The 22,326-nt window shown below is 58.8% G+C and carries 22 protein-coding genes and 1 pseudogene; 8 read left to right on the top strand and 15 right to left on the bottom strand.

The genetic code is table 11. The features are described 5' to 3' along the window. Positions 1 to 49 precede the first annotated feature (49 nt). Both LZ538_RS08675 and LZ538_RS08670 read left to right on the top strand, forming a co-directional pair. Complete coding sequence (locus tag LZ538_RS08675; RefSeq protein WP_249831626.1) at positions 50 to 1,150, top strand: glycosyltransferase family 4 protein; 1,101 nt, start codon at positions 50 to 52, stop codon at positions 1,148 to 1,150. Further along, a complete protein-coding gene (locus LZ538_RS08670; protein WP_249831625.1) occupies positions 1,147 to 2,655 on the top strand; it encodes an O-antigen ligase family protein in 1,509 nt (502 codons plus the stop codon). The genes LZ538_RS08675 and LZ538_RS08670 overlap by 4 nt, the downstream gene beginning before the upstream one ends. A gap of 12 nt (positions 2,656 to 2,667) precedes the next feature. On the opposite strand, the gene LZ538_RS08665 is transcribed toward LZ538_RS08670, so the two are convergent. The 5 genes from LZ538_RS08665 to LZ538_RS08645 form a co-directional block, all read right to left on the bottom strand. Continuing rightward, the gene (locus LZ538_RS08665; protein ID WP_249831624.1) at positions 2,668 to 3,741 is read right to left on the bottom strand and encodes a glycosyltransferase 61 family protein; all 1,074 of its coding nucleotides are present in this window, start codon (positions 3,739 to 3,741) and stop codon (positions 2,668 to 2,670) included. A gap of 62 nt (positions 3,742 to 3,803) precedes the next feature. After that, the gene (locus LZ538_RS08660) at positions 3,804 to 4,736 is read right to left on the bottom strand and encodes a sulfotransferase family protein (protein WP_249831623.1); all 933 of its coding nucleotides are present in this window, start codon (positions 4,734 to 4,736) and stop codon (positions 3,804 to 3,806) included. A gap of 49 nt (positions 4,737 to 4,785) precedes the next feature. After that, positions 4,786 to 5,436 (bottom strand): hypothetical protein, encoded by a 651-nt coding sequence (locus tag LZ538_RS08655; RefSeq protein ID WP_249831622.1) that lies wholly within the window; start codon positions 5,434 to 5,436, stop codon positions 4,786 to 4,788. Between the two features lie 70 nt (positions 5,437 to 5,506). Continuing rightward, a complete protein-coding gene (locus LZ538_RS08650) occupies positions 5,507 to 6,223 on the bottom strand; it encodes an FkbM family methyltransferase (RefSeq protein WP_249831621.1) in 717 nt (238 codons plus the stop codon). A gap of 65 nt (positions 6,224 to 6,288) precedes the next feature. Continuing rightward, a complete protein-coding gene (locus LZ538_RS08645; protein ID WP_249831620.1) occupies positions 6,289 to 7,761 on the bottom strand; it encodes an undecaprenyl-phosphate glucose phosphotransferase in 1,473 nt (490 codons plus the stop codon). Positions 7,762 to 7,958: 197 nt separating this feature from the next. On the opposite strand from LZ538_RS08645, the gene xrtV reads away from it, so the two are divergent. Further along, positions 7,959 to 8,882 (top strand): exosortase V, encoded by a 924-nt coding sequence (gene xrtV, locus LZ538_RS08640; protein WP_347402758.1) that lies wholly within the window; start codon positions 7,959 to 7,961, stop codon positions 8,880 to 8,882. Positions 8,883 to 8,935: 53 nt separating this feature from the next. Next, entirely contained in the window at positions 8,936 to 9,565 is a 630-nt protein-coding gene (locus LZ538_RS08635; RefSeq protein WP_249831619.1) for an exosortase C-terminal domain/associated protein EpsI, read from the top strand. A 1-nt stretch (position 9,566) separates the two neighbouring features. On the opposite strand, the gene LZ538_RS08630 is transcribed toward LZ538_RS08635, so the two are convergent. Continuing rightward, a complete protein-coding gene (locus LZ538_RS08630; RefSeq protein ID WP_249831618.1) occupies positions 9,567 to 9,812 on the bottom strand; it encodes an XrtV sorting system accessory protein in 246 nt (81 codons plus the stop codon). A 111-nt stretch (positions 9,813 to 9,923) separates the two neighbouring features. On the opposite strand from LZ538_RS08630, the gene LZ538_RS08625 reads away from it, so the two are divergent. After that, complete coding sequence (locus LZ538_RS08625; protein ID WP_347402757.1) at positions 9,924 to 10,757, top strand: SurA N-terminal domain-containing protein; 834 nt, start codon at positions 9,924 to 9,926, stop codon at positions 10,755 to 10,757. Positions 10,758 to 10,903: 146 nt separating this feature from the next. Here the strand turns inward: LZ538_RS08625 and LZ538_RS08620 are convergent, their stop codons facing one another. The 7 genes from LZ538_RS08620 to LZ538_RS08590 all read right to left on the bottom strand — a co-directional run bounded on the left by LZ538_RS08620 (position 10,904) and on the right by LZ538_RS08590 (position 18,005). Beyond that, entirely contained in the window at positions 10,904 to 11,515 is a 612-nt protein-coding gene (locus LZ538_RS08620) for a PEPxxWA-CTERM sorting domain-containing protein (RefSeq protein WP_249831617.1), read from the bottom strand. Between the two features lie 75 nt (positions 11,516 to 11,590). After that, on the bottom strand, positions 11,591 to 12,232 hold the full coding sequence (locus LZ538_RS08615) for a choice-of-anchor C family protein (protein ID WP_430741965.1): 642 nt from the start codon (positions 12,230 to 12,232) through the stop codon (positions 11,591 to 11,593). 75 nt (positions 12,233 to 12,307) lie between these two features. After that, positions 12,308 to 13,078 carry a PEPxxWA-CTERM sorting domain-containing protein gene (locus LZ538_RS08610; RefSeq protein ID WP_249831615.1) on the bottom strand — a complete coding sequence of 257 codons (771 nt, stop codon included), beginning with the start codon at positions 13,076 to 13,078 and terminating at the stop codon, positions 12,308 to 12,310. A gap of 923 nt (positions 13,079 to 14,001) precedes the next feature. After that, positions 14,002 to 14,781 carry a CpsD/CapB family tyrosine-protein kinase gene (locus tag LZ538_RS08605; protein ID WP_249831614.1) on the bottom strand — a complete coding sequence of 260 codons (780 nt, stop codon included), beginning with the start codon at positions 14,779 to 14,781 and terminating at the stop codon, positions 14,002 to 14,004. Then, positions 14,754 to 16,208, bottom strand: a complete 1,455-nt coding sequence (locus LZ538_RS08600; RefSeq protein ID WP_249831613.1) for a GumC family protein — start codon at positions 16,206 to 16,208, stop codon at positions 14,754 to 14,756. The genes LZ538_RS08605 and LZ538_RS08600 overlap by 28 nt, the downstream gene beginning before the upstream one ends. A 2-nt stretch (positions 16,209 to 16,210) precedes the next feature. After that, a complete protein-coding gene (locus tag LZ538_RS08595) occupies positions 16,211 to 17,167 on the bottom strand; it encodes a hypothetical protein (RefSeq protein ID WP_249831612.1) in 957 nt (318 codons plus the stop codon). A 187-nt stretch (positions 17,168 to 17,354) separates the two neighbouring features. Beyond that, positions 17,355 to 18,005 carry a polysaccharide biosynthesis/export family protein gene (locus tag LZ538_RS08590; RefSeq protein WP_249831611.1) on the bottom strand — a complete coding sequence of 217 codons (651 nt, stop codon included), beginning with the start codon at positions 18,003 to 18,005 and terminating at the stop codon, positions 17,355 to 17,357. A 352-nt stretch (positions 18,006 to 18,357) separates the two neighbouring features. Here LZ538_RS08590 and LZ538_RS13425 point away from each other — a divergent pair, with 352 nt between their 5' ends. Both LZ538_RS13425 and LZ538_RS08585 read left to right on the top strand, forming a co-directional pair. Next, on the top strand, positions 18,358 to 18,636 hold the full coding sequence (locus LZ538_RS13425; protein WP_430741964.1) for a PilZ domain-containing protein: 279 nt from the start codon (positions 18,358 to 18,360) through the stop codon (positions 18,634 to 18,636). Positions 18,637 to 18,958: 322 nt separating this feature from the next. Then, positions 18,959 to 19,579 (top strand): PEPxxWA-CTERM sorting domain-containing protein, encoded by a 621-nt coding sequence (locus tag LZ538_RS08585; RefSeq protein WP_249831610.1) that lies wholly within the window; start codon positions 18,959 to 18,961, stop codon positions 19,577 to 19,579. 1,478 nt (positions 19,580 to 21,057) lie between these two features. Here the strand turns inward: LZ538_RS08585 and LZ538_RS08580 are convergent. After that, a complete protein-coding gene (locus tag LZ538_RS08580) occupies positions 21,058 to 21,243 on the bottom strand; it encodes a hypothetical protein (RefSeq protein ID WP_249831609.1) in 186 nt (61 codons plus the stop codon). Between the two features lie 206 nt (positions 21,244 to 21,449). Between LZ538_RS08580 and LZ538_RS08575 the strand changes: the two genes are divergently transcribed. Next, positions 21,450 to 21,737, top strand: coding sequence for a hypothetical protein (locus LZ538_RS08575; protein ID WP_249831608.1), 288 nt, complete (start codon positions 21,450 to 21,452; stop codon positions 21,735 to 21,737). Between the two features lie 270 nt (positions 21,738 to 22,007). Here LZ538_RS08575 and LZ538_RS08570 read toward each other — a convergent pair. Continuing rightward, positions 22,008 to 22,326: pseudogene (locus LZ538_RS08570) on the bottom strand (hypothetical protein); the annotation flags it as partial.

Here is a 22,326-nt window from a genome sequence, read left to right as displayed (position 1 = left end):
TGAATCGTAAACGAACGTCCAGTTGCGTGAGCCAAGGGGAAGTGGCCCAGTGCGTATCAGCTTTGTCATGGCGGCAGCCGACCTTTCCGGCGGCGCAAGGGTGATCCACACGCATGCTGACCGGCTCGCGAAGCGCGGGCACGACGTGCACCTCATTTGTCGTCCGCCAGCACGGCCGACGCTGCGGCAACGGCTCAAGCGGTTTTCAAGGCCGGGGGCTAGGCTCGCCGCATCGTCGCGACCAACGCATTTTTCAGCCGAAACCTACGCTCTTCACATGATCGAACGGCACCGGCCGATTCGCGCCGACGACGTTCCAGATTCCGACGTCGTCATCGCAACCTGGTGGGAGACTGCGGAATGGGTCTCCGCGCTGCCCGCCCGCAAAGGGACCAAGGTGCATTTTGTACAGGGCTACGAGGTTTTCCCTTACACCGACGAGAAGCGTGTCCATGCCGCCTTACGGTTACCATTCCCCAAAATAACCATATCGGGGTGGCTCAAGTCGGTCCTGACCGGGCGGCTCGGCGTCCACGACGTGCACCTAGTCCCGAACAGCGTCGACACTATCCTGTTCAACGCCCCGCCACGAGAACGCCTGCCTCGTCCAACCCTTGGCATGCTGCTTTCGCCGCTGGCTGATAAGAATTGCCCAACCGGATTTGAGGCCACCTCCGCTGTTCGAGATGCGGTCCCGGATCTCCAGCTCCTGTTGATCGATCCTTTGGGAACAGCAGACCAAATACCATCGTGGTGTCGCTCGTTTGGCCAGGTCAGTCAGCAACGGCTTTGCGATATCTATGCGGCTTGCGATGCCTGGCTTTGGCCAAGCCGTCGGGAGGGTTTCGGGCTTCCCATCCTTGAAGCAATGGCCTGCCGCACACCCGTTATTGCCACCAAAGCGGGGGCGGCGGCTGACCTAATCAGCGACGGGATCAACGGCTGGATCGTCGATGGTTACGACGCACCAGCGATTGCCGACGGGCTAATGCGCATGGCCGAAACTGACGAGGCGCAGTGGCGGGCAATGTCGGAAGCCGCCTATCGTACGGCCCACAGCTATTCGTGGGATGACGCGACCAATCTGTTCGAGGAGGCACTCCGGCGCGCGGTCGACGCGGCTGAGACGAAAGTGACCGCGGTCGCTTGAAAGAGCTCATCGTAATCTGGGCGCTCTGGGTGGCGGTACTGCTCGGCTTGAAGTACCTTCTCGACCGGGCCTCGGGACAGCTGATCGGCTTGCGAGAGCTTGCACTCGCAATCCTTCTGCCGCTCGTTGCGGTGCTGAGCCCCAATTATTTCGTCTTCGCGGGAATTGCCCTGATACTGTTGTTCGCGGCCGGAGGAGACAATGAGCACCGCGCCCGCCTGTATTTCTTCGCGCTTTGGCTGTTGCCTCCCGTTGGTTTCGAGATTTGGGCGCCCGCGCCGATCAACAAATTGATCATTGTCCGCTACTCCATGCTTGTCGGCATCGCCGCGTTGCCCGCCGTGATACGGCTTCGCCGCAACCAGCGCTGGAAGGCGGCCTCGGCGGACCTGCTGGTCCTGCTCTTCTGCTCTATGCTTTGGTTCATCGCCGCGCGCGGGACAAGCTTCACCAACATGCTTCGCGAGGCTCTCCAGGTCGCCTTCATTGGTGGCCTTCCTTACTATATCGCCAGCCGCTCGACGGGGTTCGCTAGGGATCCGGCCAACCTTGTTCAGTCGCTCATTTATTGCGCCTGCGCCCTGTCCGCGGTCGCGGTCTTCGAAGTGACCCGCCGCTGGCTGATCTACGAACGGATGGATGCAGGGCTGCAGAACCTATTCACCATGAACGCCTACGCTGGAGGGCGTGGCGGGTTCATTCGGCCCAATGCAACGTTCGATGGCCCTACGGCGCTCTCGCTGTTCCTCAGCTTGGCGCTGGTGATGCTTTATGCAATGCGACGACGCTTCACCCGCGCAAGCGGCGCTTGGGCGATTGGCGTGCTTTTATCCGCGGGCGTCCTCATGACTTTCTCGAGGATCGGGCTCCTCACCGTGTTCGTCGGCGCGATGGCGACGCTGGCGTTCAACCGGAAATTCGTTCTTGCAGCTGCAGCCGGGCTCGGCATTCCTCTGGCCTATGAGGTCCTCGCCTTGCTGGCCTCAGACTCAAGGGTGATTTCGGCGGCATTCGGGTTCGGCGAAGCCGCGGCCGGCACCGTCCAATACCGTCAGACCCTGGCGCGCCGCATGATCGAGCTGATTGCCCAGCATCCATTGACCGGCATCCGCCGCGAGCAGGTCCCGATCGAGATGTCCGACCAGGTGCAGGGTCAAGGCATCGTCGACATTGTCAACGCGCCTTTATCCGCTGGACTCCACGCCGGAATTCCGGGTCTCATGATTTTCTTATTACCGTCGCTCGTGGCCCTCGCCGGGCTGTGGAGATTGCGCTCGGACAAGGATCACGAGCGGCGCGACTTCGCCGGCCTTTGCTTCTCGGCGCTGCTGGCCTGTAACGCGGCCCTGTTCACCACCAACATGCAGGGCCGCAACGGCCTGATCCTGTTCCTACTTCTCGGGCTCTCATTCGGAACCCTGCACCGATTTCGCGTGGCCCGCGTGGCCGAGCGAGCGCAGGCAGTTCGGCCGGATGGCCGGATAGTATCCGCGCCGGTCTGCTGACCTAGACGAGCGTTACCGCCCCCTGAGCATTTCGTCGATGGTCGCCAGCAGCCGGTCTACATTAACGACAGGGCCTCTATCGGTCTTGTCGAGGACTACGATCCCATATCCCATCCCGAGAGCGCAGGCCCAGTCAAAGTGCGAGTTCCAGAAGCGGTCAGGAGGCTGGATGGTTAGCACGCCCCCCCCTTCATCTAGCGCGAGCAATGCGTGGGACAGCTGGCTGCCTTCGACGCTGACGACCAGCCGCGCGCCCATAAGCTCGCCAAGAACTTGCGCCGCATCCCGGGATTCGGCTTGGACGACGGTGACGCCCTCCGCCCGCAGCCGATCCAGCACCTCCTGCTCGTTGCCGTAGCTGCGAGCCTTGCCGCCAGCACCCCGTTGGAGATAACAGACGTGGCCCTTGGCTTGTCCCGCGACCTTCCTCCGTGCCGCGACTCGGAGCTGCGCCAGCCGCTCGGCCTTGTGGGCATTTTGGCTGATGTCGTCGTAAATGATCAATTCGCCGACGTAAGCGAAATCAAATTCAGTAAACTGTTGGCCGAACAAATGCTTGTAGTGGCCCTTGTCAGGCCAACCTGGGGACCGCAGCCCGATCGGCGCATGTTCGGCGGACGCCATAATGTGCGTCGCCGCATCGTCGCGTAGCCAGTGGCCAAAATAGTGGCAGCCGACGCGCGAGCTGCGGCAGGCGGCCGACGTGAATTCGCCGACGATGGGCTCACTCGGCGCCTGCGTCGACGACATCCAATGAGCGATAGCACCAGTGTAGACGTGTCCATAACCGATGCAGGCATTTTTCAGGACGACGCGGAGCGTCGGGCCGATTTTACGCGTTCCGGTCGCGATCGATTCGATTTCGTCGCGAACCAACCCGCGAAAGCCCAGCTTTTCAATTTTATCCAGCTCACCCGGCAACACGACCGGCACGGGCGCATGTACGGTGCGGGCCGGATAGAGGATTTCGTGAGGAAGATCGCGAAGCTCGACGAGCCGGCCGCCGCCGAGCAGTCGCGCGGATTTGTGCCTAACGCGGGCCGCCGCCGCTGTCATGCGAATGCGCAGGTCCCTAGAGATGAGCATGGATCAAGCAGCCGCAGGTTCAATGCAAGGAGGGGCTCGCACAACCGGGCAGCGGAGCACATTCATTTGAGATGCTTGTTATCGATCGCGTGGACCCTCTGTCGAACCCGGTCGCGCCAACGATTGCTGCCCACGCGCCGCGACAGCACATCCTCCAGCCACAAGCGGCCGCCATAGCGGCGCGCGCGAAACTGAACGACGGCGATCCGACTTTGGACCGCGAAGGCGATCCGCTGCAAGCTGGATGGCCGCTTGCTGGGCTGCGAAGGCTGATAGCCCGCAAGTTCCAACCAAGGGCTGACTTCAAACTCAGCCGCCGCTAGGACGACCGGAGAAAGCTGGCGCCATTTGGCGGCTCCCTGCGCATTCGGCAGCGAATAAGTCGAATGCCTGTCGTAGCGCATCATGTCCTCGTCGTAATTCAGGCCTAGGAAGCCGCAGATGCGCGCCAGTTCAGCTGCAGGCTGCTCTACAAGGCGTTCATAGTGAACGGATATGTGCCGGTCTGCCGGTATACGGCTCACAAACTCCGCCCAGAGTTGCTCGACGTCGGCCCACTCGCGGATGCCCGTGTAGATGTTCCCCGCCCATCCCATCCTGACCCTTGAGAGCGCCACAGCTCTCGGATCGCGAACGAGGTGGATGAAGCGGGCTGCGGGCCAGATGTGAAGCAACCTGTCAAAGTAACGATGAACGGTCGCGCCTAAGACATTCGCGCGCTTGGAGGCGTCTTTTTGCTCTAGAAAATAATTTGCGAGCTCGGCGAAGGTCAGTCCGGGCGGAACGGCCAAATCCCACAGCCGAAAAATGCGGTCCTTGGTGACGACTGACTCGAAAGTTTGAACCTCGGGCAGCTCCCCATTTGCGCCCACACAATCGACCAGGAAGTTGAACTCGCCCTGGAAGGCGATATCGGGGTGGCTGTCCAGCATGAGGCGCAACATGGTCGTTCCGGACCGCTCTGCTCCCACCAAGAACACGGGACGATCAACCACGTCTTGCGCGCTCCCAACGGGTCATTGGTGATTTCAATCTAAACGCCATCTACAGCGGATGGTACAGATGGGACTGGAGGTCGCGGTCGGCGATTTCTTGCTGCCCGACGTGAAAAACAGCCGCTCGACCGATCCGCTGGGGACTGCCCAGGCGTTCCTCCGCCGCACGATATTGCGGCCGATCGAAATAATCGTCAAAAATGATCATTGATCTATGCGCCCCGAGATTTGCTCGTCGCGCCACCTCGAGAGCGCACGCGACCCTGTAGCGCCCGTCCACTAGCACGAGGTCCGGAAACTTGCCCGCGCTGGAAAAGGGCGCGTCGATATAGCGGCGGGCTTTCGCCACAGACTTGAACACGGGCGTGCTCCACTCGCCAGTCAATCCGATGCGGGGAATCACGATCTTCACGAGGGTATCGGTTCTAAGGACGGAGCGAACGATTTCTGCATAGAAGCGATCGCCCTCCACGCTCACGGTCGGCACGCCAAGCCGATCTGCAACCAGGGTGCTGCCGCCCGATCCATATTCCAAATATTGCCGCGCCTTTGCGACTTGTTCCTCAAAGAAAACGCTTGTTTCCTTATCGAAATGTGGTTTGGTCGGCGGGTCAAATCCCTCGACGCGCTGGTAATAGAAGAATCGCGCCAGCTCGCTCGCGCGCTTGGGGGTTAGCAATTTGGCAGCATCGCGAAGCATTAATATTTGCCTGTCCCGCCATCGGCGTGCTCGCTGCTTGGCATCAAGCTTTCACCCGCCGCGGTCGCCATCAATTCGCCCAGTGCCGCTTGTCGGAGCGCAAGGCAGACGTTTCCTTCAGGAATAATATGTCGAGCTGGTTCATCGCACCGTCCAAGGGACGACGATGCAGTTCCAGGACATCGAACGTCAGAAACCCGTTATCGGCCATGAATTGTACGACTTCATGCAACAAAGGTGCACCCTCATTGATCTCGATTAGCGAAATCTCGATCAGAACTGCCTCGGTACGTTCAAGAATGGCGGGACCTCCACGCAAAACCTCCAGCTCATACCCCTGAACGTCGATCTTGATCAGGTCGATCGGCTCGCCGCCATCTATCACACTGTCCAATCTCTTCGTCTTTTTGACCACAGACTTTCTTTCGACCGGGCTATGCTCCGCGTATACTGAAGAGCCGGATTCCATGACTGAGAACTGGACTTCCTGATCGTCGTCTGCCCCAAGCAGAACGAGCTCGAGATGAGCCTCCGCCGACAAGCCCACTTTTTTGAGAAGCTCAAGTTTTTGGTCGTTCCCCTCGATCATCGTAATCCGCGCACGGGGCCAAATGCTGCGCGCGAGTTTCGTCCAATTTCCCTCGAAAGCACCGACGTCAAGGATGCCGCGGGGGTCGAAGCCCATCGATTTCAGATAGCGCAGTCCGTGCTCCATGTTTGGAGCAAACGCGTGATCGTAGGCGAGCTTGTCGAAGTGCTGACGGTGGATATTGAATCCGACGTTCACGATCGCTCTGCGCGCCCGTTCAGGAAGTCTGCCCAGGCTCGAGAGGACAAGCGACTTTATTCCCATCAATACGCGCCCCGCCGCATCACCACCGTACCGGCAGTGCGCATGAGGATGTAGAGGTCGAACCACAGCGACCAATTTTCAATGTAAAACAGGTCGTGCTCGAAACGTTTCTGCAACTGCTCTTCGGTGTGCGTTTCGCCTCGCCATCCGCAGACTTGTGCCCAGCCTGTCATCCCCGGCTTGACATTATGGCGAGCCGCGTACCGGGCGATGACCTCCGAGAAGACCCTGCCGCCAGCGCGCGTCGACGGCGCATGCGGTCGCGGACCGACCAGCGACATATGCCCGAGGAGCACATTGAACAGTTGAGGGAGCTCATCAAGGCTTGTCTTACGCAGGAATGCCCCGACACGGGTGATCCGCGGATCGTTGCGCTGGGCCTGATCGATTGCATCACCCTGGCAGCGATCCACGTACATGCTGCGGAACTTCCAGACCATGAATGGCCGGCTGTTGAAGCCCTCGCGCTGCTGACGGAAGAACACCGGGCCAGGTGAGTCCAGCTTGATGGCCAGCGCGATCACCGCCATCGCCGGCGCCGCGAGCAAGAGGATGAACATCCCCAGGACATGATCCTCGAGCCACTTCAACGCCTGGTCGACGCCGGAAATCGGTCGTTCAAATACTGTAACAACGGGCACTTCACCGAGCAGCACGACTGAGCGCTGCGCGAACACGAGGCCTGCAACGTCAGGCGCAAGCCGAATGCGGACAGGCGTCAGGGCAATCTTCTCTACGATTTCGCGTAGCCGTTTTTCTGCAGACCAAGGTAACGCGACGATAACTTGATCAACAAGGTCCCGGCGAACGTCGTCGATCAATTGCTGCGAGCCACCCAAGAGCGGTAGCCCATGGGTTTCCAGCTTTGACGGCACGCGATCATCGTAGAATCCATTTATTGTGAGGGTCAATTTTTCGTGACCCAATATGTAAGACGCGAGCCGCGATCCTTGGGGGCCCGCGCCGTAAATCGCCACGCGTTGATTGAAGACGCCCTGGCCCTTCATATGGCGCGTTAGCGGAGTGACTGCACCCCTGGTCAGCATCAAGGCCACTGCACCGGACGTGAGGAATGCGACCACCCAAATCCGCGAGAAGTCCTCAGTGACCTTCAGAAGGAATCCAACCAACAAAAGAGAACCAGCGGTCACCGCCCAAGACGTCAGCACTCGTCCTAGCGCATTGCGCAAGGACAACTGAGCCTCGACCTCGTTGGCCCCGAGAGACTCTGAAATGATGAGGTAAAGGACGCCTGAAAGCAGCGTCAGGCGGCCGTAGTTGGCAGCCAAATCGGCGGGTACGCGGAGCTCGTAGAACCAAGTAGTCCCGATGCTCGCAAGGCAGACCGCTGCTAGCTCAAGCACGCGACATGCCCAACTGGTAGCCGCCAGGCTGAGGTGCAGACGAAAACCGCTCTTCGCCTGCGCCGATGAACCCTGAACAACACGCCCCGCCACTACCGCAACCCCCATGTACGCCACCCCTGCAAACCGGACGGTCACACCAAGCCCGATTGCTCTACTCAAGCTCGACTACAGCCGCAGATTCGACTCATTGCCGAGACGGCGGCATCGTGCTTAAAAATCGCTTTAACACAAGCGGATACTTATTATTGTGTCGCTTCAGTACAGCGCTGTATGCGTATTGGCGGGGGTATGTGAGTGCGTGAATGCTTCTGCCAGGTGACCGTCGGCTGATGTCGTCCGTCGCGCCCCCCTCGCCAACGCCCCAAACAAATGACCTGTGGCGCGTCTTCAGCCAGCGCTTCAAGGAGTACTGGCCGCTAATTCTGGGGATTGCCGCACTCGCGATCCCGACGATCGTCTCGGTGGCAAGTGAAATTTGGTCGACTGAGGACGGCGCTCACGGACCGATCGTCCTGGCCTCAGGCATATGGCTTTTGGCGAGACTCTGGCCGCGGATGCTTCTCGTCGCCCGGCCGCCAGCATTGAAGCATGCACTGGCTTGGATGGCCCCTGCTCTTTTCGTCTACGTCTTCGGACGCCTTGTCGGCGTGTTGGGCATTGAGGTTTTCGGGCTGATGGCCAGCCTGTACGGCTTGATCTTTGCTCTGGGCGGCGCGCCAGCGGTTCGCGTTCTATGGTTTCCGCTAGTCTATCTCGCGTTCTTGATACCTCTGCCAGACACGGTGGTCGCAATCCTTACCCAACCTATGAAGCTGGGAATCTCGGAAGCTGCAACCGCCCTTCTCCATGGCCTTGGTTATCCCGTCGCAAATACCGGCGTAACGCTCCAGGTTGGACCGTATCAATTGCTGGTCGCTGCTGCCTGCTCCGGCTTGAACGCGATCATCAGCCTTTCAGCGATTGGCCTTTTTTACGTTTACCTGATGCACAGCTCCAGCTGGCGTTACGCACTCTTTCTTCTCTTCTTTGTCGTGCCTTGCGCCATCTTCGCCAATTTCGTGCGCGTCGTGGTCCTGATCTTATTGAACTATTATGCTGGCGACGAAGTGGCACAAAGCTTTCTGCACGACCTGGCGGGTATGATGACTTTTGCCCTCGCGGTGCTGATGATCTTCACTATCGACCATCTACTCAGGCCCATTCGCCAACGGCTCGGCGCAGGATGATTAATCCCCTAGATTCGCGGCTATCACGGAGGAACCTTCTGCTGGGAGGACTCATGATCGGCGCGTCAGCAGCCGCAACGGGCCTTCAGATTCGGACACGCGCGGTCACCCCCATCAATCGACCACTCAACGACGAAATCCCTGACCGCGTAGGTCACTGGATAGCCGCTGACACTGCCGATGTTGTCCGTCCTGCCGAAGCCGGAAAGAAGAATAGGTACGACCAGGAAATCAGCCGGGTGTATCTGTCGGATGGAAGCGCCGGCATTATGCTGCTCATCGCATACGGAACGACCCAGAGCGACACTCTCCAAGTCCACCGCCCGGAGTTTTGCTATCCGGCGGCAGGCTTTGCCATTCGCGACGTCCAATCCATTGGCGTACCAATTACCGGGGCCACTTCGGTACCTGCGACCTTTTTCACCGCATCCCGGGATGAGCGTATTGAACAGGTGCTCTATTGGGTCCGGCTAGGTGATTCTTTTCCAAACTCGTGGCTGCAGCAGCATATTGCGCGGCTGACTGACAGCGTTCGCGGCATTATTCCGGACGGAATTCTGGTCCGGGCTTCGATGCTCGACGGGAATCCGGTTCAGTCGAGGGACCTGCTGTCGAGCTTTCTGGGACAGCTCAGTGTTGGATCCACTTCCGTAGGCCGGCTCGCGCTTCTTGGACGCTCCTGACTTAGCGCGCGTTGGCTCCAAGGGGGCGGAGTGTCAGCTGTATGAATGCCAGCACGCCGGCTAGTCCGAGGACGGCGAGTAAGTGCATCCCCTCATTGCCGAGATAATTGACCGTCGCGCATCCGGCTCCCGCGATGAGATAGTGGACCAGCTTGTCGCGAGGCGCCTCATCCGACGACCTATGCAGGAACAGAACCAAGAGGCCGGCGAATATCGCGATCGTGACCCAATCATACACAGTGTGCATCGCGACACCCTCGTTTAAGTAACAGAAAAGCTTTGACGATTACCGCCGGGTGACTAAGCTCACACCGGTGGCGCGCCTGCGTCAAGCGTTGTTGTACCGAGGGGGCGTTTTGTGAAAATTTCATGGTTGCGAGCGTCAGTAGCGCTTGCGGTATGCGTGGGCGTTTCGGGCTGCGGCAAATCAGACAGCTCACCGACTGGACAAGTCATAGCGCGGGTGAACGGGGAAGAGATTACCCTTTCCGAACTTAACGCGGAGCTGCTTGCGAACAAGCTCGGCAAAAAGGCCGAGGACCCCGCCGTTAAGCAAACCATCGTTGAACGTCTGATTGCGCGCAAGCTTCTGGTGAAAGCGGCTCAAGACGAAGGCCTGGATAAATCGAGCGAGTACATTCTTTCCCGCCAACGAAGCGAAGAGAATGACCTTGCCGGCCTCGCACAACGTCACATGATGAGCAAAGTAAAGCCGCCTACCCGGCAGGAGGCGGAGAATTTCATCAAGCAGAATCCCGGCATCTTCAACAATCGAAAGCTCATGATCCTGGAGCAGATCCGCTTTCTTCAGCCGTCGAACGCCAATGATGTGAAATTCATTGAGCAGGCGAAATCTCTGGATGAGGTGGCTGATTTGTTGAAGCAGGCCGCCATTCGATTTGAGCGGGTGCCGACGGTGTTCGACACCACAAGCGTCAGTCGGACGCTCGCAGACCGCATCGACAATCTGCCGCCGGGTGAGGTTTTCATCATATCAAACGGCCAGATGGTCCTCGCGAATGTCATCCGCGAGAAGCAGCCGGCAGCGATACCCGAAGAAGCGCGGATTCAGTATGCGAGCCAACTGCTCCAACAGCAGCGGTTCGCAAAGAGTATTGAGTCTCAAGTCGCGGGCCTCAAGAAGAGCGCGAAAATCACGTACCAGCCAGGCTACGAACCTAAGAAGAAGTAACGTGGCATAGTGAGAGGCCCAATCTCACGCTGAGCACGCTCATGCCTGACGTGGTTTACATAGAGCGGCGCCGGCGCTCCTCGGGAAGCGCCGGCGCCGGACTGCTCACAAGCTCCTCGTTTACGGGACGAAGAACAGTCAGCAGTTTACGCAGTTAGGATTTGTGGACGACCACGACGCCGCAGTTGCCAGCCAATTGCCCCAAAGCCGAGCAAAAGCATGGCCCAAATTCCAGGCTCAGGCACGGCATCCACGACCGAGATGTTGTCGACGATTGCATCGACGTTAGCGATGCCGCCGCTGAAGATCGTTAGCGTCGTCAAACCACCAGTGCCCGCGAAGTTGAACGACGTATTGGCGAAGGTCGTGTCGAGATTATTGTTCGCGATGGGGTTCACCGTAAACGTTTGACCCGCCACCTGGAAAATGAGGGATTCCGTACCGCTGCCGAGTGCAGCGAAATCGAAGGACAACGTATAGAGGGAGCCTAGCACGGTATTGAAACTGGTGCTCATGATCGTGCCGCTCGGCTCGTTTCCGCTGCCAAAAGACACAAAGTGGTTCGCCATGCTGGCGGCGGACCCGAACGTTCCGCAGCACGGAACATAATCGTTGCCAGTGAGGATATCGACCCGTCCGCTGGGCGTGAACACGCCGTAACCGCTTTCGAACGTCTCGTTAATGATCGTCGCAGCCGATGCAGGCGAAGCACTAATTACTGCTAAAGCTGCAGCGCCGACAAGAAGTAGTCTGGACATGATCATCCTCCCTACTCAACAAAATTTATTGAGGTGTTCGCCGGACCTCGAACTCAGCGAACACCCCAAAACTGGTCAAGCCGTGACAGTTCGCAGCACCCCACGGCGACGCATCTGCACGCCGATTCCGAAGAAACCGAGAAGCAGCATTGCCCAAACCTCAGGCTCGGGCACGGCATCAATGATGCCCACGTTATCAAGCGCCGGCCCAAAACAGCAGCCAGCGCTTGCGTCCGCGGCAAACGTCAGGAACATGCTCGTCGCGTCCGCCACGAAGTAGAAGCTGTACGGAGCCCACTGCATATCTGCGAGGGAATTGAAAGCCGAATAGGCAAAGGCACCGGTTTGACCACCGACCGACACGAGGCCCGTACGTGGATCGGAGCCGCCATCAGGGTTCTTTGAGGCCCAGAAGGTGATCGTATATCCTTGCCCGATATTGAGGCCAGTGAGTTCCTGGGTAATCGACCCAAGAGAAGACCCGGCCAAGTCAATGCTGTTTTCGCCGAACGGCGTCTCCCAGTAACTGCCGATATAATCGATCGTCCCACTGCTCACGGTCCAGCCAGTGATACTCGTATCGCCGGCCACGTGTTCAGTGAAACTTCCAGGGTCAGGACCGTCCTCGAAACTCCCGTTGATAATAGTTGCGGCATTGGCCGGCGATGCAGTGATCGCCAGCGCCGCCGCCATTCCTAAAATGCATCGCCTAATCATCCCTGTTCTCCTTACTTCTGCTTGCCGCGAAACTGGGCAAGCAGGCCCGAAACAGCGAATGGCCGAGAACTCCCATTACGCTGCCAAAATCACGCGCCGCCTTCGGCGCATCTGAAATCCAACGAGACCAAATCCGACAAGCATCAGCGCCCACGTGGCAGGCTCCGGCACCGCAGCGATCGTGAGCGACCGCAGCCGATACCCATCACCAGTGGTCGGCGTTGTGCCGTTGGTCATGGTCGTGAAGAGATATGCGGAGAAACTGCCCAATGCGGGCGTGAACGTCAGCTGATACTCGGCATTCGTGTTGGTCTGAATCGGCGTAACCGTAAACCCGCCAGTCGGATTCAAGATCGTGCCCGTAAAGCCGAGGAAATCGAGAGTGCCGGTTGCGCTGACGCCGTAAATTCCGAGCGTATCGTTGTCATCTACGATGTTCAGAACTGCGCTCAGGAGATCGACTGCCGGAGTTCCAGTAAAGGACAGGAGCAGCGCCTCGTTTACATTGACCCGGTTGCGTCCCTGCTCGTCAGCACTGTCGATTTCAGGACAACCTGCGCTGTTTCCTGTAGTCCCGCCTGTCTCCGTGCTCGAGCAGATCCCGACGCCGCGATTGCTGTAGCTCAGCGTGGCTCCGCTGTGGAAGGTGGTTGAATAGAGGTTGAGACCGTCGAGCGCTCCGGGGCTGAGGCTATTGGCGAACGTGTATCCGTTAAGGCTGACGGAGTGGCCACCCGACGTGAAGTTCAGCGAAGAAGCTGTGGTACCGCTGTTGGGACCGGTCGCGAAATTGAAGGTCTCCGCACTTGCGGGCGTCGCGGCGAGCGCGAGGAATCCAGCGATCACACAAACTCGCTTACTCAACGCACTAGCCCCTACACGGCGCGACTTAGCTCAAACTCGAGAGTCGGCGCAGTTACACGTTCGCCGCCACGCATAACGCGACGACGTTCATCAATGCAGGAAGACTCCCGAGAATCGCCCCTATTAGGTTTGGAACATGCCACGACGCAAAATCGAGTCAACCGATTTTAACAAAAAGTTAAGAGTCCGTATCGTTTTGGGACAAAAGCCATTTTCTAGTCGACCCGCGCCTCCGCGAATAAGCCGATCATCGCTTGGCTTTAAAAACCGTAGTTATCATTGGACTTGGCCGAGCGCCGCGCACTCATTCCCAGGCGAAACGGGATTTAACAGCACGGTGAGACTGATTGAGCGACCATCCGAAGAGTTTTGGGCCGACTTCATGTAGACAAAATCGCGCTTGCCAGGCGCCGATACTCTGAAGGCCTGCGCCGATTCAGACGCGACTATCGTGAGCTCCGGACATATTAGCTCCGATCGAATGACGGACTCGCGCGCGATGGGTTGGAAGAACGCGTCGTCTGTTGAGCAGCAAGCTCTCAAACGGATGGCCCGCGCGCGATCACCGGCATGGTCTACTCGGATTTCAACCGTTGAAGCGCCAAGTGCATCATTGTTACCAGTTTCAAGAGGACACCGGCCGTGCACCGCTGGACCGTCAATCAGTCGGCAGTCGCCGAACGCGCTCCTGACGGAAGCCATCGTTGGTAGACTATCATCGCCGCGGTCCGGGATAACTGCTAACAGCTTCGCGCCCCAGGTGAGCGGAGGAATCTCGCTCTTAGTGATCGCAGCTGCATTAACGTGCAGATCAGATGACTCGGCCGTTGCACGCTCAGTGCGATCGCAGCTCGCCAAAAACACTATAGCGAGTACCGCCGTTAGAAATACGTACCTCATTCAGGCTAGCCGTGTAGGGCAGCCAAGGGAGCAATCGATTTGTTCAAGATTGTCCCAATCACCGGCGTTCCGTTCAGCAGCCGGAAGGACTCCATCATCTCGTGGCGTGTCGTCCGCCCCTCTTCGACCACGAAAAGGATCCCGTCGACTTGCTTGGATATTAGAAGCATGTCGTCGTTCTCGAGGACGGGCGGCGTGTCGACGATACATATCGGCTCGTCGGGCCCATCTTGCCACTTCGACATCAGCTTGCCCAGCCGAGGCGATAATAGGAGATCGGACGAGTCTTCAGTCGGCCGTCCTGCGGCGTGAATTGCGAGCTGTTCGTCCTGGATCCGAAAGCTCAGTTGCCCGAGATCGTTGCTCCCCTCCAGGTAGGAACTAATGCCCTCGACTTGAGGCAGGCCGAAGCGGTCGCCGATAACAGGCCGGCGCAGATGCAAATCGACCAACCTCGTCTCCCTGACGCGGCTGATGGCGCACGCGAGATTCGCGGCGACGTGTGACTTTCCATTGAGTGCAGAGGCCGATGTGACCGCAAGCACGCTGCCCTTGAGGTGACCAAGCGCATTGAGCACCTGCGATCGTAGCAGGAGGAATGGTTTCGCGCGCGGATCCTTGTGATGCAGCGCGTAAATCCCATGCTCCAACAGGTGATCACCTTTGGGAACGATGTTGCGGGAATTGCGGCGCCAGTCATCGCCTTGATTCCCTGCCACCGTGCCCGCGACGTCTCGCTCCTCGTTCCCTGACACGGTCACGAGTGCGCCTTTCTGGGTAGCCAATGCAGGATCCTTGTTTTCAGTGATGGCTGGTCATTGGCGATTGCACCGTGGCGACTAAGAGGCACGGCCCCCAGCGGGGTGTGGCCCGTTAGTCTGGCGATTCCGGCCCGCCCGTGAATTGGTTTCGTTACCAGCTCCAGTAAAACCAGAAGGGCGAAGCCAAACCCAAGGCCGCCCAGGAGCCCAAGAAAGACAATCATCGGGCGGTTTGGCTTGATCGGGTCTTCCGGAAGTTGAGGAGCGTCGACGAGCGTGAAGCGCTCGCCTTTCTCTTCGGCCTCCAGGTTGGCAGCCACCTGCGCTTCCATCTGCCGGTCTCTGATTTTCTGGTATTGCTCATCCAGGTTGTCGTACTCGCGTTGGAGATTGTTGACCTCGTAAGCCGCCTGTGGAGACAAGCCCACGAGCCGGTCAGCCTTCGCAACTTCGGACTCAAGTTCCGCACGACGACGATCCAACAACGCAAGACGCGACCGACCTGAATTAAGCTCCTGTACCAGAGCTGGACGAATGGCTTGCGGGCTCACGTACTGGTCGCCCTCCCGCAAACGCCTCACCAACTCGCGCGCCGCCATGACGTCGGGGTGGTTATCGGCGTAAGTTGCTTCGAGCTTGCTGAGATTGGCCTCGGCTTGAGCCAGCTCGTTGCGGGCTGGGTCTGAGCTGTTGTCCTGCATGCGAGTAGCGAGCTGCGCATTGCTCGCCATCACGCCCTGGGCCTCGATATCGATGCGCGCGATTTCGCTTCTCAACGAGGCGCTATTCTGTGAACTGGCAAGGACCTGATCAGGAAGCGCCCCGCTGTAACGGGCACGGACCGCGGTGATTTGGCCTTCTAATTTTTGAAGGCGATCGCGCAGTTCATCAGCTCGCCTGGAGAGAAACGCTGCAGTTCCGGATGCCTGCTCTGTCCGCCGTCGAACGTCAGCGTCGATGAACATGCTCGTCAGCTGCTGTGTTACGCTCTGCGTGAGGTTTGCGTCGGAGTAATCGAAGGCCAAAGTGAACGCGATGGTCGCCTTCCCCTGAGAGTTGTTCGATCCGACATTGGCACTGACGAGATCGACCTTAATGGCGTTCTTCATCATCTCGATGATGTCGACGAGCTGCTTGGTTCCGCGCTCATCGGGATAGAGCTTGTTCTTGTTGATCAGCTCAACCAGATTTTCCCGGCTTAGGATTTGCTGGCGAATCTTGGCGATGCGCTCGTCCGCGTAACTTGTCACAGGCGATGCGACCAGGCTCGTTGGAATTTGCTGGGACTCGATCAGGATCGTTGCGGAAGATTGATAGACAGGATCCATCACCATCGCGACGACCCCGGCGACGCACGTACCGATCACCGCGGGCGCAATGAGCCAATACTTACGCCGCATCAGCGCTGATGCCATTTCGGCGAGCGATAACCCGCTTTCGTTTTCTTCCATTGTCAGTTCCGCCCCGTCTTCCAGCGCAGGTTTATGCCGGCAGACGCTGCCCCGGCAGAAGCGATGCCTGCGCGTCTGCGATAATCAAGAAACGTGTCTACGGTCAGAGCGTCGGACAGCTTCCTGTCGAACGCTGCGCGCGCATGCATGTAGGTCAGCGGCTCATCGATCAGGTCGTTGACGCTCGATGACCGCTGGTAGTTCGCCGAGAGGCCCAGATTGGAGGATTCCCCCATGCGGAGAGAATAGCTCACTCCACCTGACAGCCGTCGCTCCAGCGATCCTACTCCGCTCGGTTGAGATGAGATTGCGCTCGTCAGGCACAGATTGGTCCACTCGCCGCGACGGCAGAGACTGCCATTACCCGTAAGAAACACCTGCCTGTCCGAGCTATCGCTCAGTTGACCCTCATGGTTCCCGCCGACGCTCTCAACTCCAAGCGCACCTTCAATTTCCATCGTGGGCGATAGCTTGTGTTGGATGGTCGCGGTCGCCGAAAGCACGTTGGCATCGGCTGCGTTCTGATGCCGATACAGTTCCGTGCCAAAGTTTGCTCCGGCACTCGTGTATTCGTTCAATTGCCGATTGTAGCCCAGCGATCCGCCGACCCTGTCATACGACTGCAAACGGTTGCTATCCTCGAACGAGACACGCTCCACGCTCATACTTGGCGTAAAAACACTGCGCTCCGACGCGCGCCAGGTCGCCGCCGCGTCGGCTCCGAACGATTGCCTGACGCTTTTCGGATCGATTGCGGCCGCAACATCATCGACGACGTCCGCATTAATCTCGTGACGGTAGTGAGCGGATGCACTCAGCTCGAGTTCTTCGCTCTCTTGTATCGACCCCGATAGGACGCCGGTGCCGTAGACATAAGAGCCATATTGACGGCTATAGCGTCGGTGACTGGCTGTTCCGGACAGCTCAACCGAGGATGTTTCGGTACGGCTTGTCAGCACTGGATGAATCGTAAGTTCAGAAAGCAGCGCCTCTGCGTTGCCAGTCGTTGACAGGAAAGGATTGTCAGACGCGCTAACGCCCCCCGTCGCCGTGATACTCGCGCGACGTTCCGCCGCATGCGCGTCGGGAACCAGCGCCGATGACGCGATCAGGGCTAAGACGCCAAGCCGATAACGGGAATCCATTCTAGGGGATGACGAGCACGTCGCCGCTGCGCAGCGTTGGAATCGGTCGCGCCTGCTCACCTGGCTCGATACCGCGCGCTCCTCGCAGGACGTCCGAGAGGCTTACGCGTTCGGCCGTCTGACCATTGCGCGTCTCACGCAAAATCACCGCCTGGTCGACGTTGGCAAACTCCGACGGACCACCAGCGAGGCTCAGAGCCTGCAGGGCGTTTATCGTTCGGCCGACTGAGTAACTGCCGGGCGCGCGCACTTTGCCAACGACATAGAAACGAAGGCCCGACGTGTCCTTGACCGACACTGTCACCTCGGGTGTGCCCGCCCGAAAGTAACTCTGGATGCGGCTCTGGATCTCCGTTCCAACTTCGCGCGCCGTGCGGCCTTCGGCCTGGATGGTACCAGCCAACGGGAATGCGAACGTACCGTCCGGAAGCACGCGGACCTCGCGCTGCATCCGCTCCTCGCCCCAGACGAAGACGTCAAGCGTGTCACCGGCGTTCAACCGATATTCGGCGCGAGCCTGCTGTGGTTGCGCCTGAGCAAAAGCTGCAGGCGACAAACCAAAGGTCAAAATGAAGGTGATCAGCGGCAACAGGCCGCGACTACCGATCCCAAAACGCCAGGCTGAGGTGAAGCCCGACTCAACACGACTCATGTACTGCCCCCGACAACGCCGCGGCGATACGTTCCGCGAACACAACGCATTATATTCGAGTAAAAATCTCGTCCAATCAATCCCCTGGACCAACTATACCACGGCCCGAGCGTACTTTATGGATCCGACGGCCCTGTCCCAGAAAAAAAATCGAAGTGTCGGCTGGCGGACTCGGTGACTTTTTATTTTTGCTTTACGTCATCGCTAAGTTTGCGGGCTCCCCCGAGCCATTGAGGCGAACTTCACCTGTTGCGTGATCCGACCCTCAGCTGGTCCGCCGCAGGTGTAATCGAGCGGCCCAGCACCCCGAGCGCTGGGCCGCTCTTCCGAGCTTTGTGAGGAATGATCGGAAGTGCAAGGAGAACGGCGAGATGAGCGGTCCAAAAGGATCGATTTGGAACAGCCGGTTACGCTTCTAACGTCCGATGGCCATTCGTTCGCCGTGGTGCTCAAAGACATTTCTCTTGACGGTTTCCGTATCCAGCATCGTGGCGAATACCTTGATCCCTGGGAGGTGGTGACGCTCGTTTCGCACCGGGGAACTCGAACTCGAGCTCAGATCCGCTGGATTACGACTGATGAGGCGGGCGGAATATTTCTCGACACGCCGGAGGAGGGCTTCACATGTTAGTGGCTGAGCGCGTCCACAAATTCATAAGTGAGAAGCGCCCCGACCAGGTTTGCGATCCTTGCATCGCACAAGCACTTTTCCTCTCCCGTCAGGCCCGAGCCACGCCAATTACAACCGCGTTGGGAACAACCGGTGATTTCGTTCGAAGTAGAGGCAAATGCGCAATCTGCGGTCACCAGCGGACCGTGATCCAAAGAGTCTGACGCTCGTTCGGGACAGGCACTTGATTTACCTATTGTTTACCGTACGTTTGAGCCCGATTCGAGCTGTGTGAAACGGGTTCGAGCGAGTCAGGGGTGCGTTTATGGTAAGGTGTTCGAAGTTGCTGGCGGCAGTTTGCGCTGCCTCCATTTCTGGCGCTGCTAACGCCGCTATCGTTCTGGATTTTGAGGGCAGCAGCGACAGCGCTCCCCCAGGCAGCACGGCCGTTGCAATCAACGAATTCTATAACGGTGGAACTGACTCCGGCGGCACGTCGGGTACGGACTTCGGTATCAGTTTCACGAACGCAAATTTCGACAGCACGTCGCAATTCACGCAGCCGCAGTACGGCATCACTTCTTCGATCGCCTATATGCTCAACTCGCCACTGGTGTTCACGGCGGACACCGCGTTCACAAGCATTGCGTTCGATGCATTCTTCTTTGGTACCGGCAACGTCATAAATGTCTGGTCGGGTGCGAATGGCACCGGGACGCTGCTTGCGACCCAAACGTTTGGCCAAAACTGCACGCCGCTTTGCGCACCTATTAGCTACTCGATGTCATTTGCGAACGCGCTGTCTGTGACGATATCGCCGAACGCGAACGGTACCGGAATCGACAATCTACTTATCGGGTCGGTGCCGGAACCTTCGACGTGGGCGATGATGCTGGTTGGTTTCGGGGCGATCGGATTTGCGATGCGCCGCAAGCGGCGGAGACTCGCTCAAGCACTCGCTTAGTCGCCCAATTTCTAACGTGACTTATAATCCCACAATTTGAGCCGAACGTGACGATTCACGGGCCGCCTCATCACTCACGCCGACGCGTACACTGGACCGCTTTGATCCGATGCGCTGAGTTCGGTGAGCGAATCGTTCTGGTGAAAGCCGTGGGTTCAGACGGCTGCCAAGTCTGGTCGGATGTCCTTGCGTGTGGGCAGCCGTCCTCGGCTTACCCTTCCGGGTCGAGAGTCGGTCGAGGCCCTGGTCGATTGGGCGTCCGGCAGGGATGCTTGGCTAAGCTTTTCCAAGACATGAACGGACGGCGTTATCCTAAGGTAACTATGCCCGCATACTGGGCCGCGCGTAAAAGCGGCTCGGCTAGGGGATACGCAGACCGAGCCGCCCTACTCGGGGTCCGTCGTGCCGCGAGCGGACCCCGCGTCACCTTAGCTACTATAGGGTGCAGGGAAGCGAGGCATTTGGCGCTTGTCCCGATATGGGGCTAGCGCCGTTGGTGCGTACCGGCGAGCGCCTCGCAATCAAAGTTGGCTGAGCCAATGTCCGATTTGGGTGGAAAGCTGACGGTAGGTCACATCCTTTGTCTCCCGTAAGCAGCCGAGCCTTCTTTTTTGGCCCCGTTTAGGCGAAACAGAGCGGGTGAACCGCCGACTTCGGCACTTACTCCGTAAGTGGAGCTTCGCCGCTGCGTTCGTGGGATTGCTCGGCGCTGCTGTAATATTCCTGCTATTTTTTAGACCTTGATAAGCGCTAACACGGACGATCACTGGTTATGTCGACTACCCGACACTTTCCAGATACTATGCGTCTCTTTTGGCGACACTAGCGCAAATCTTTAGGATTGCTTCTGCATACTAACTTTAGATAAGGTGCGCCCGAGACTCGCCAGATTTCCAGGCGCTCAGCCTAGTCTCAAGTACTGGCGGGTCTCACCTGTGGCGTATTCCGGCCCCCCGGCCATCTTGAAGCGCTCCAGGCTAGTCCATAGAAGCGGTCCAGCTTACCGAGGGCTGGGCCGCTTCGTTCAATGTGGGAGCGCGTACTCTAGGCCGGGCGATGAAAGACTAGCTCGCCGGTCTGGGTCCTGATTTCAACGCGGGTCGCCCTTCCGTCCTGGACCGCCTTCTTGGCTACAGCTTCAGCTATCGCGAGGAGCGCGGCTACGACGCCGATTGGTTTGCGATCGGACGCCTATCCGCCGAACTTCTTCGGTCTATGCCTGACGGAATGCCACTTATCGATCGCCACGGCTACAAGCCGCCCTACGATGAACTCCCGCTCTGCACCGAACTCGACGCCGCGGTCTAATCCGGGCACGAATTTCCGCAGCGAATGGAAAGCAGACATAAACGAAGCGGCCCGGAGACCTTAGCCGGACCGCTTCGTGCGTGTTAGCTGCCCAGGTCGAGGCAGAAGGCAACACGCGATGCCAATCAAACGAGGGCTGGCTAACAGGGTTCCTACAGCGCTGGCGTCTCTCACTCCTCGTTGCGACGGGCCGCGTCCTTTATTTGAATGACGTTACGCTCCAGCATGTCAGCATCGGCATCCAGCCCATCCGCGATTTCGCGTAGCGCTGCTGACGCACGAGGCTCCTTGATTTCGCCGGCAAGGCGACGGGCCAGTTCCGCTCTGGTGCGGATCGCGGCAGCGTGTTCGCGCATATTCACCGCCTTACAACGAACGAGGTCCGCTCCAAGTTTTATGTTTTGTTCACGCCAAGGCGGGACAATGCTCGGATAATCATAAGCTTAGTTGCGTACTGGCGGCCCCGGTTTTCCTACTGGACGGGCCGCCTTTTTTTGAGCGGATAGTCGAAGAGAGTTGTTAACCACTTTCGTTCAATTCTACGTGAGATCGGAGGTGCTCAGTGGCTTACGCACCAGACATTCACGTTGCAGTCTATCAGGTGCTCGACGCGGTGATTAGCGCGAAGGTCGCGCCCCCGGGGGCCAAGGCGACCATTCACTCGATCATCGACGATCTTCGTGCGGCCTCCGCGCCGGGTCATATGATCGCGCACGCCGAATGTATCTCCCTCCAGTTGCATCATCTCGAATGTGCGGCCTCCCTGTGTGACCCGGCTCGTGCGTCCCATGCCCGCGAGGAGCTGCGGCTGATCGCTGCCGCGTGGCTCGATCAGCGGATAAGGCACTGAACAAACCTGGAGACTGCCGAACGTCTGCAATGGGTCGAAAACGGACGTCACGAATGCCTGTTGGCCGCAATCATCGTCATCCCCAACGACGTTTCACGAGCTTGTATCTGGTGGAGTGAAGGCCCGCCCCCGGCCGAGGACGAGCCTTCTAATGTGGGAGAAAGGGATCTCCCGCTTCGACCGCCTCACAGGGGTGCAAGTCGGTCGAAAACCTTGTTCTGTTAGGAGGATTTGGTGGGCACCTTGCGGCGCCCACCATTCCATCGTGGCTTACTTGCCGCGCTCTGGCGCCGGTGGCGGCGGCGGAGGCGGAGGCGGCGGTGCCGGGCAGGTGTCCGTCGCCAGGATCACCGAGCCGTCAGCGCAGGTCTGCGTAGCCGGCGGCGGCGGTGGCGGCGGAGGAGGCGGCGGCGGCGGCGGAGCCGCGTGGCCACCCAGCGGCACCACGATGCGGAAGTTGCCCGCATGGCTGTGGACATCGCTGGCGAATTCGCCCTCGTAACCAAGCCGCAGATCGACCGGTCCGACCTTTCCGCCGACGCTCAGGCCGGCGAGGAGGGTTCCGCGCTTCTCGCTCGACGACACGATA

This window comes from Sphingomonas hankyongi (genome assembly GCF_023516575.1).
GTDB classification, from domain to species: domain Bacteria; phylum Pseudomonadota; class Alphaproteobacteria; order Sphingomonadales; family Sphingomonadaceae; genus Sphingomicrobium; species Sphingomicrobium hankyongi.
The sequence above is the reverse complement of the archived record's forward strand: the minus strand, read 5'-3'. Positions and strand labels throughout refer to the sequence as shown.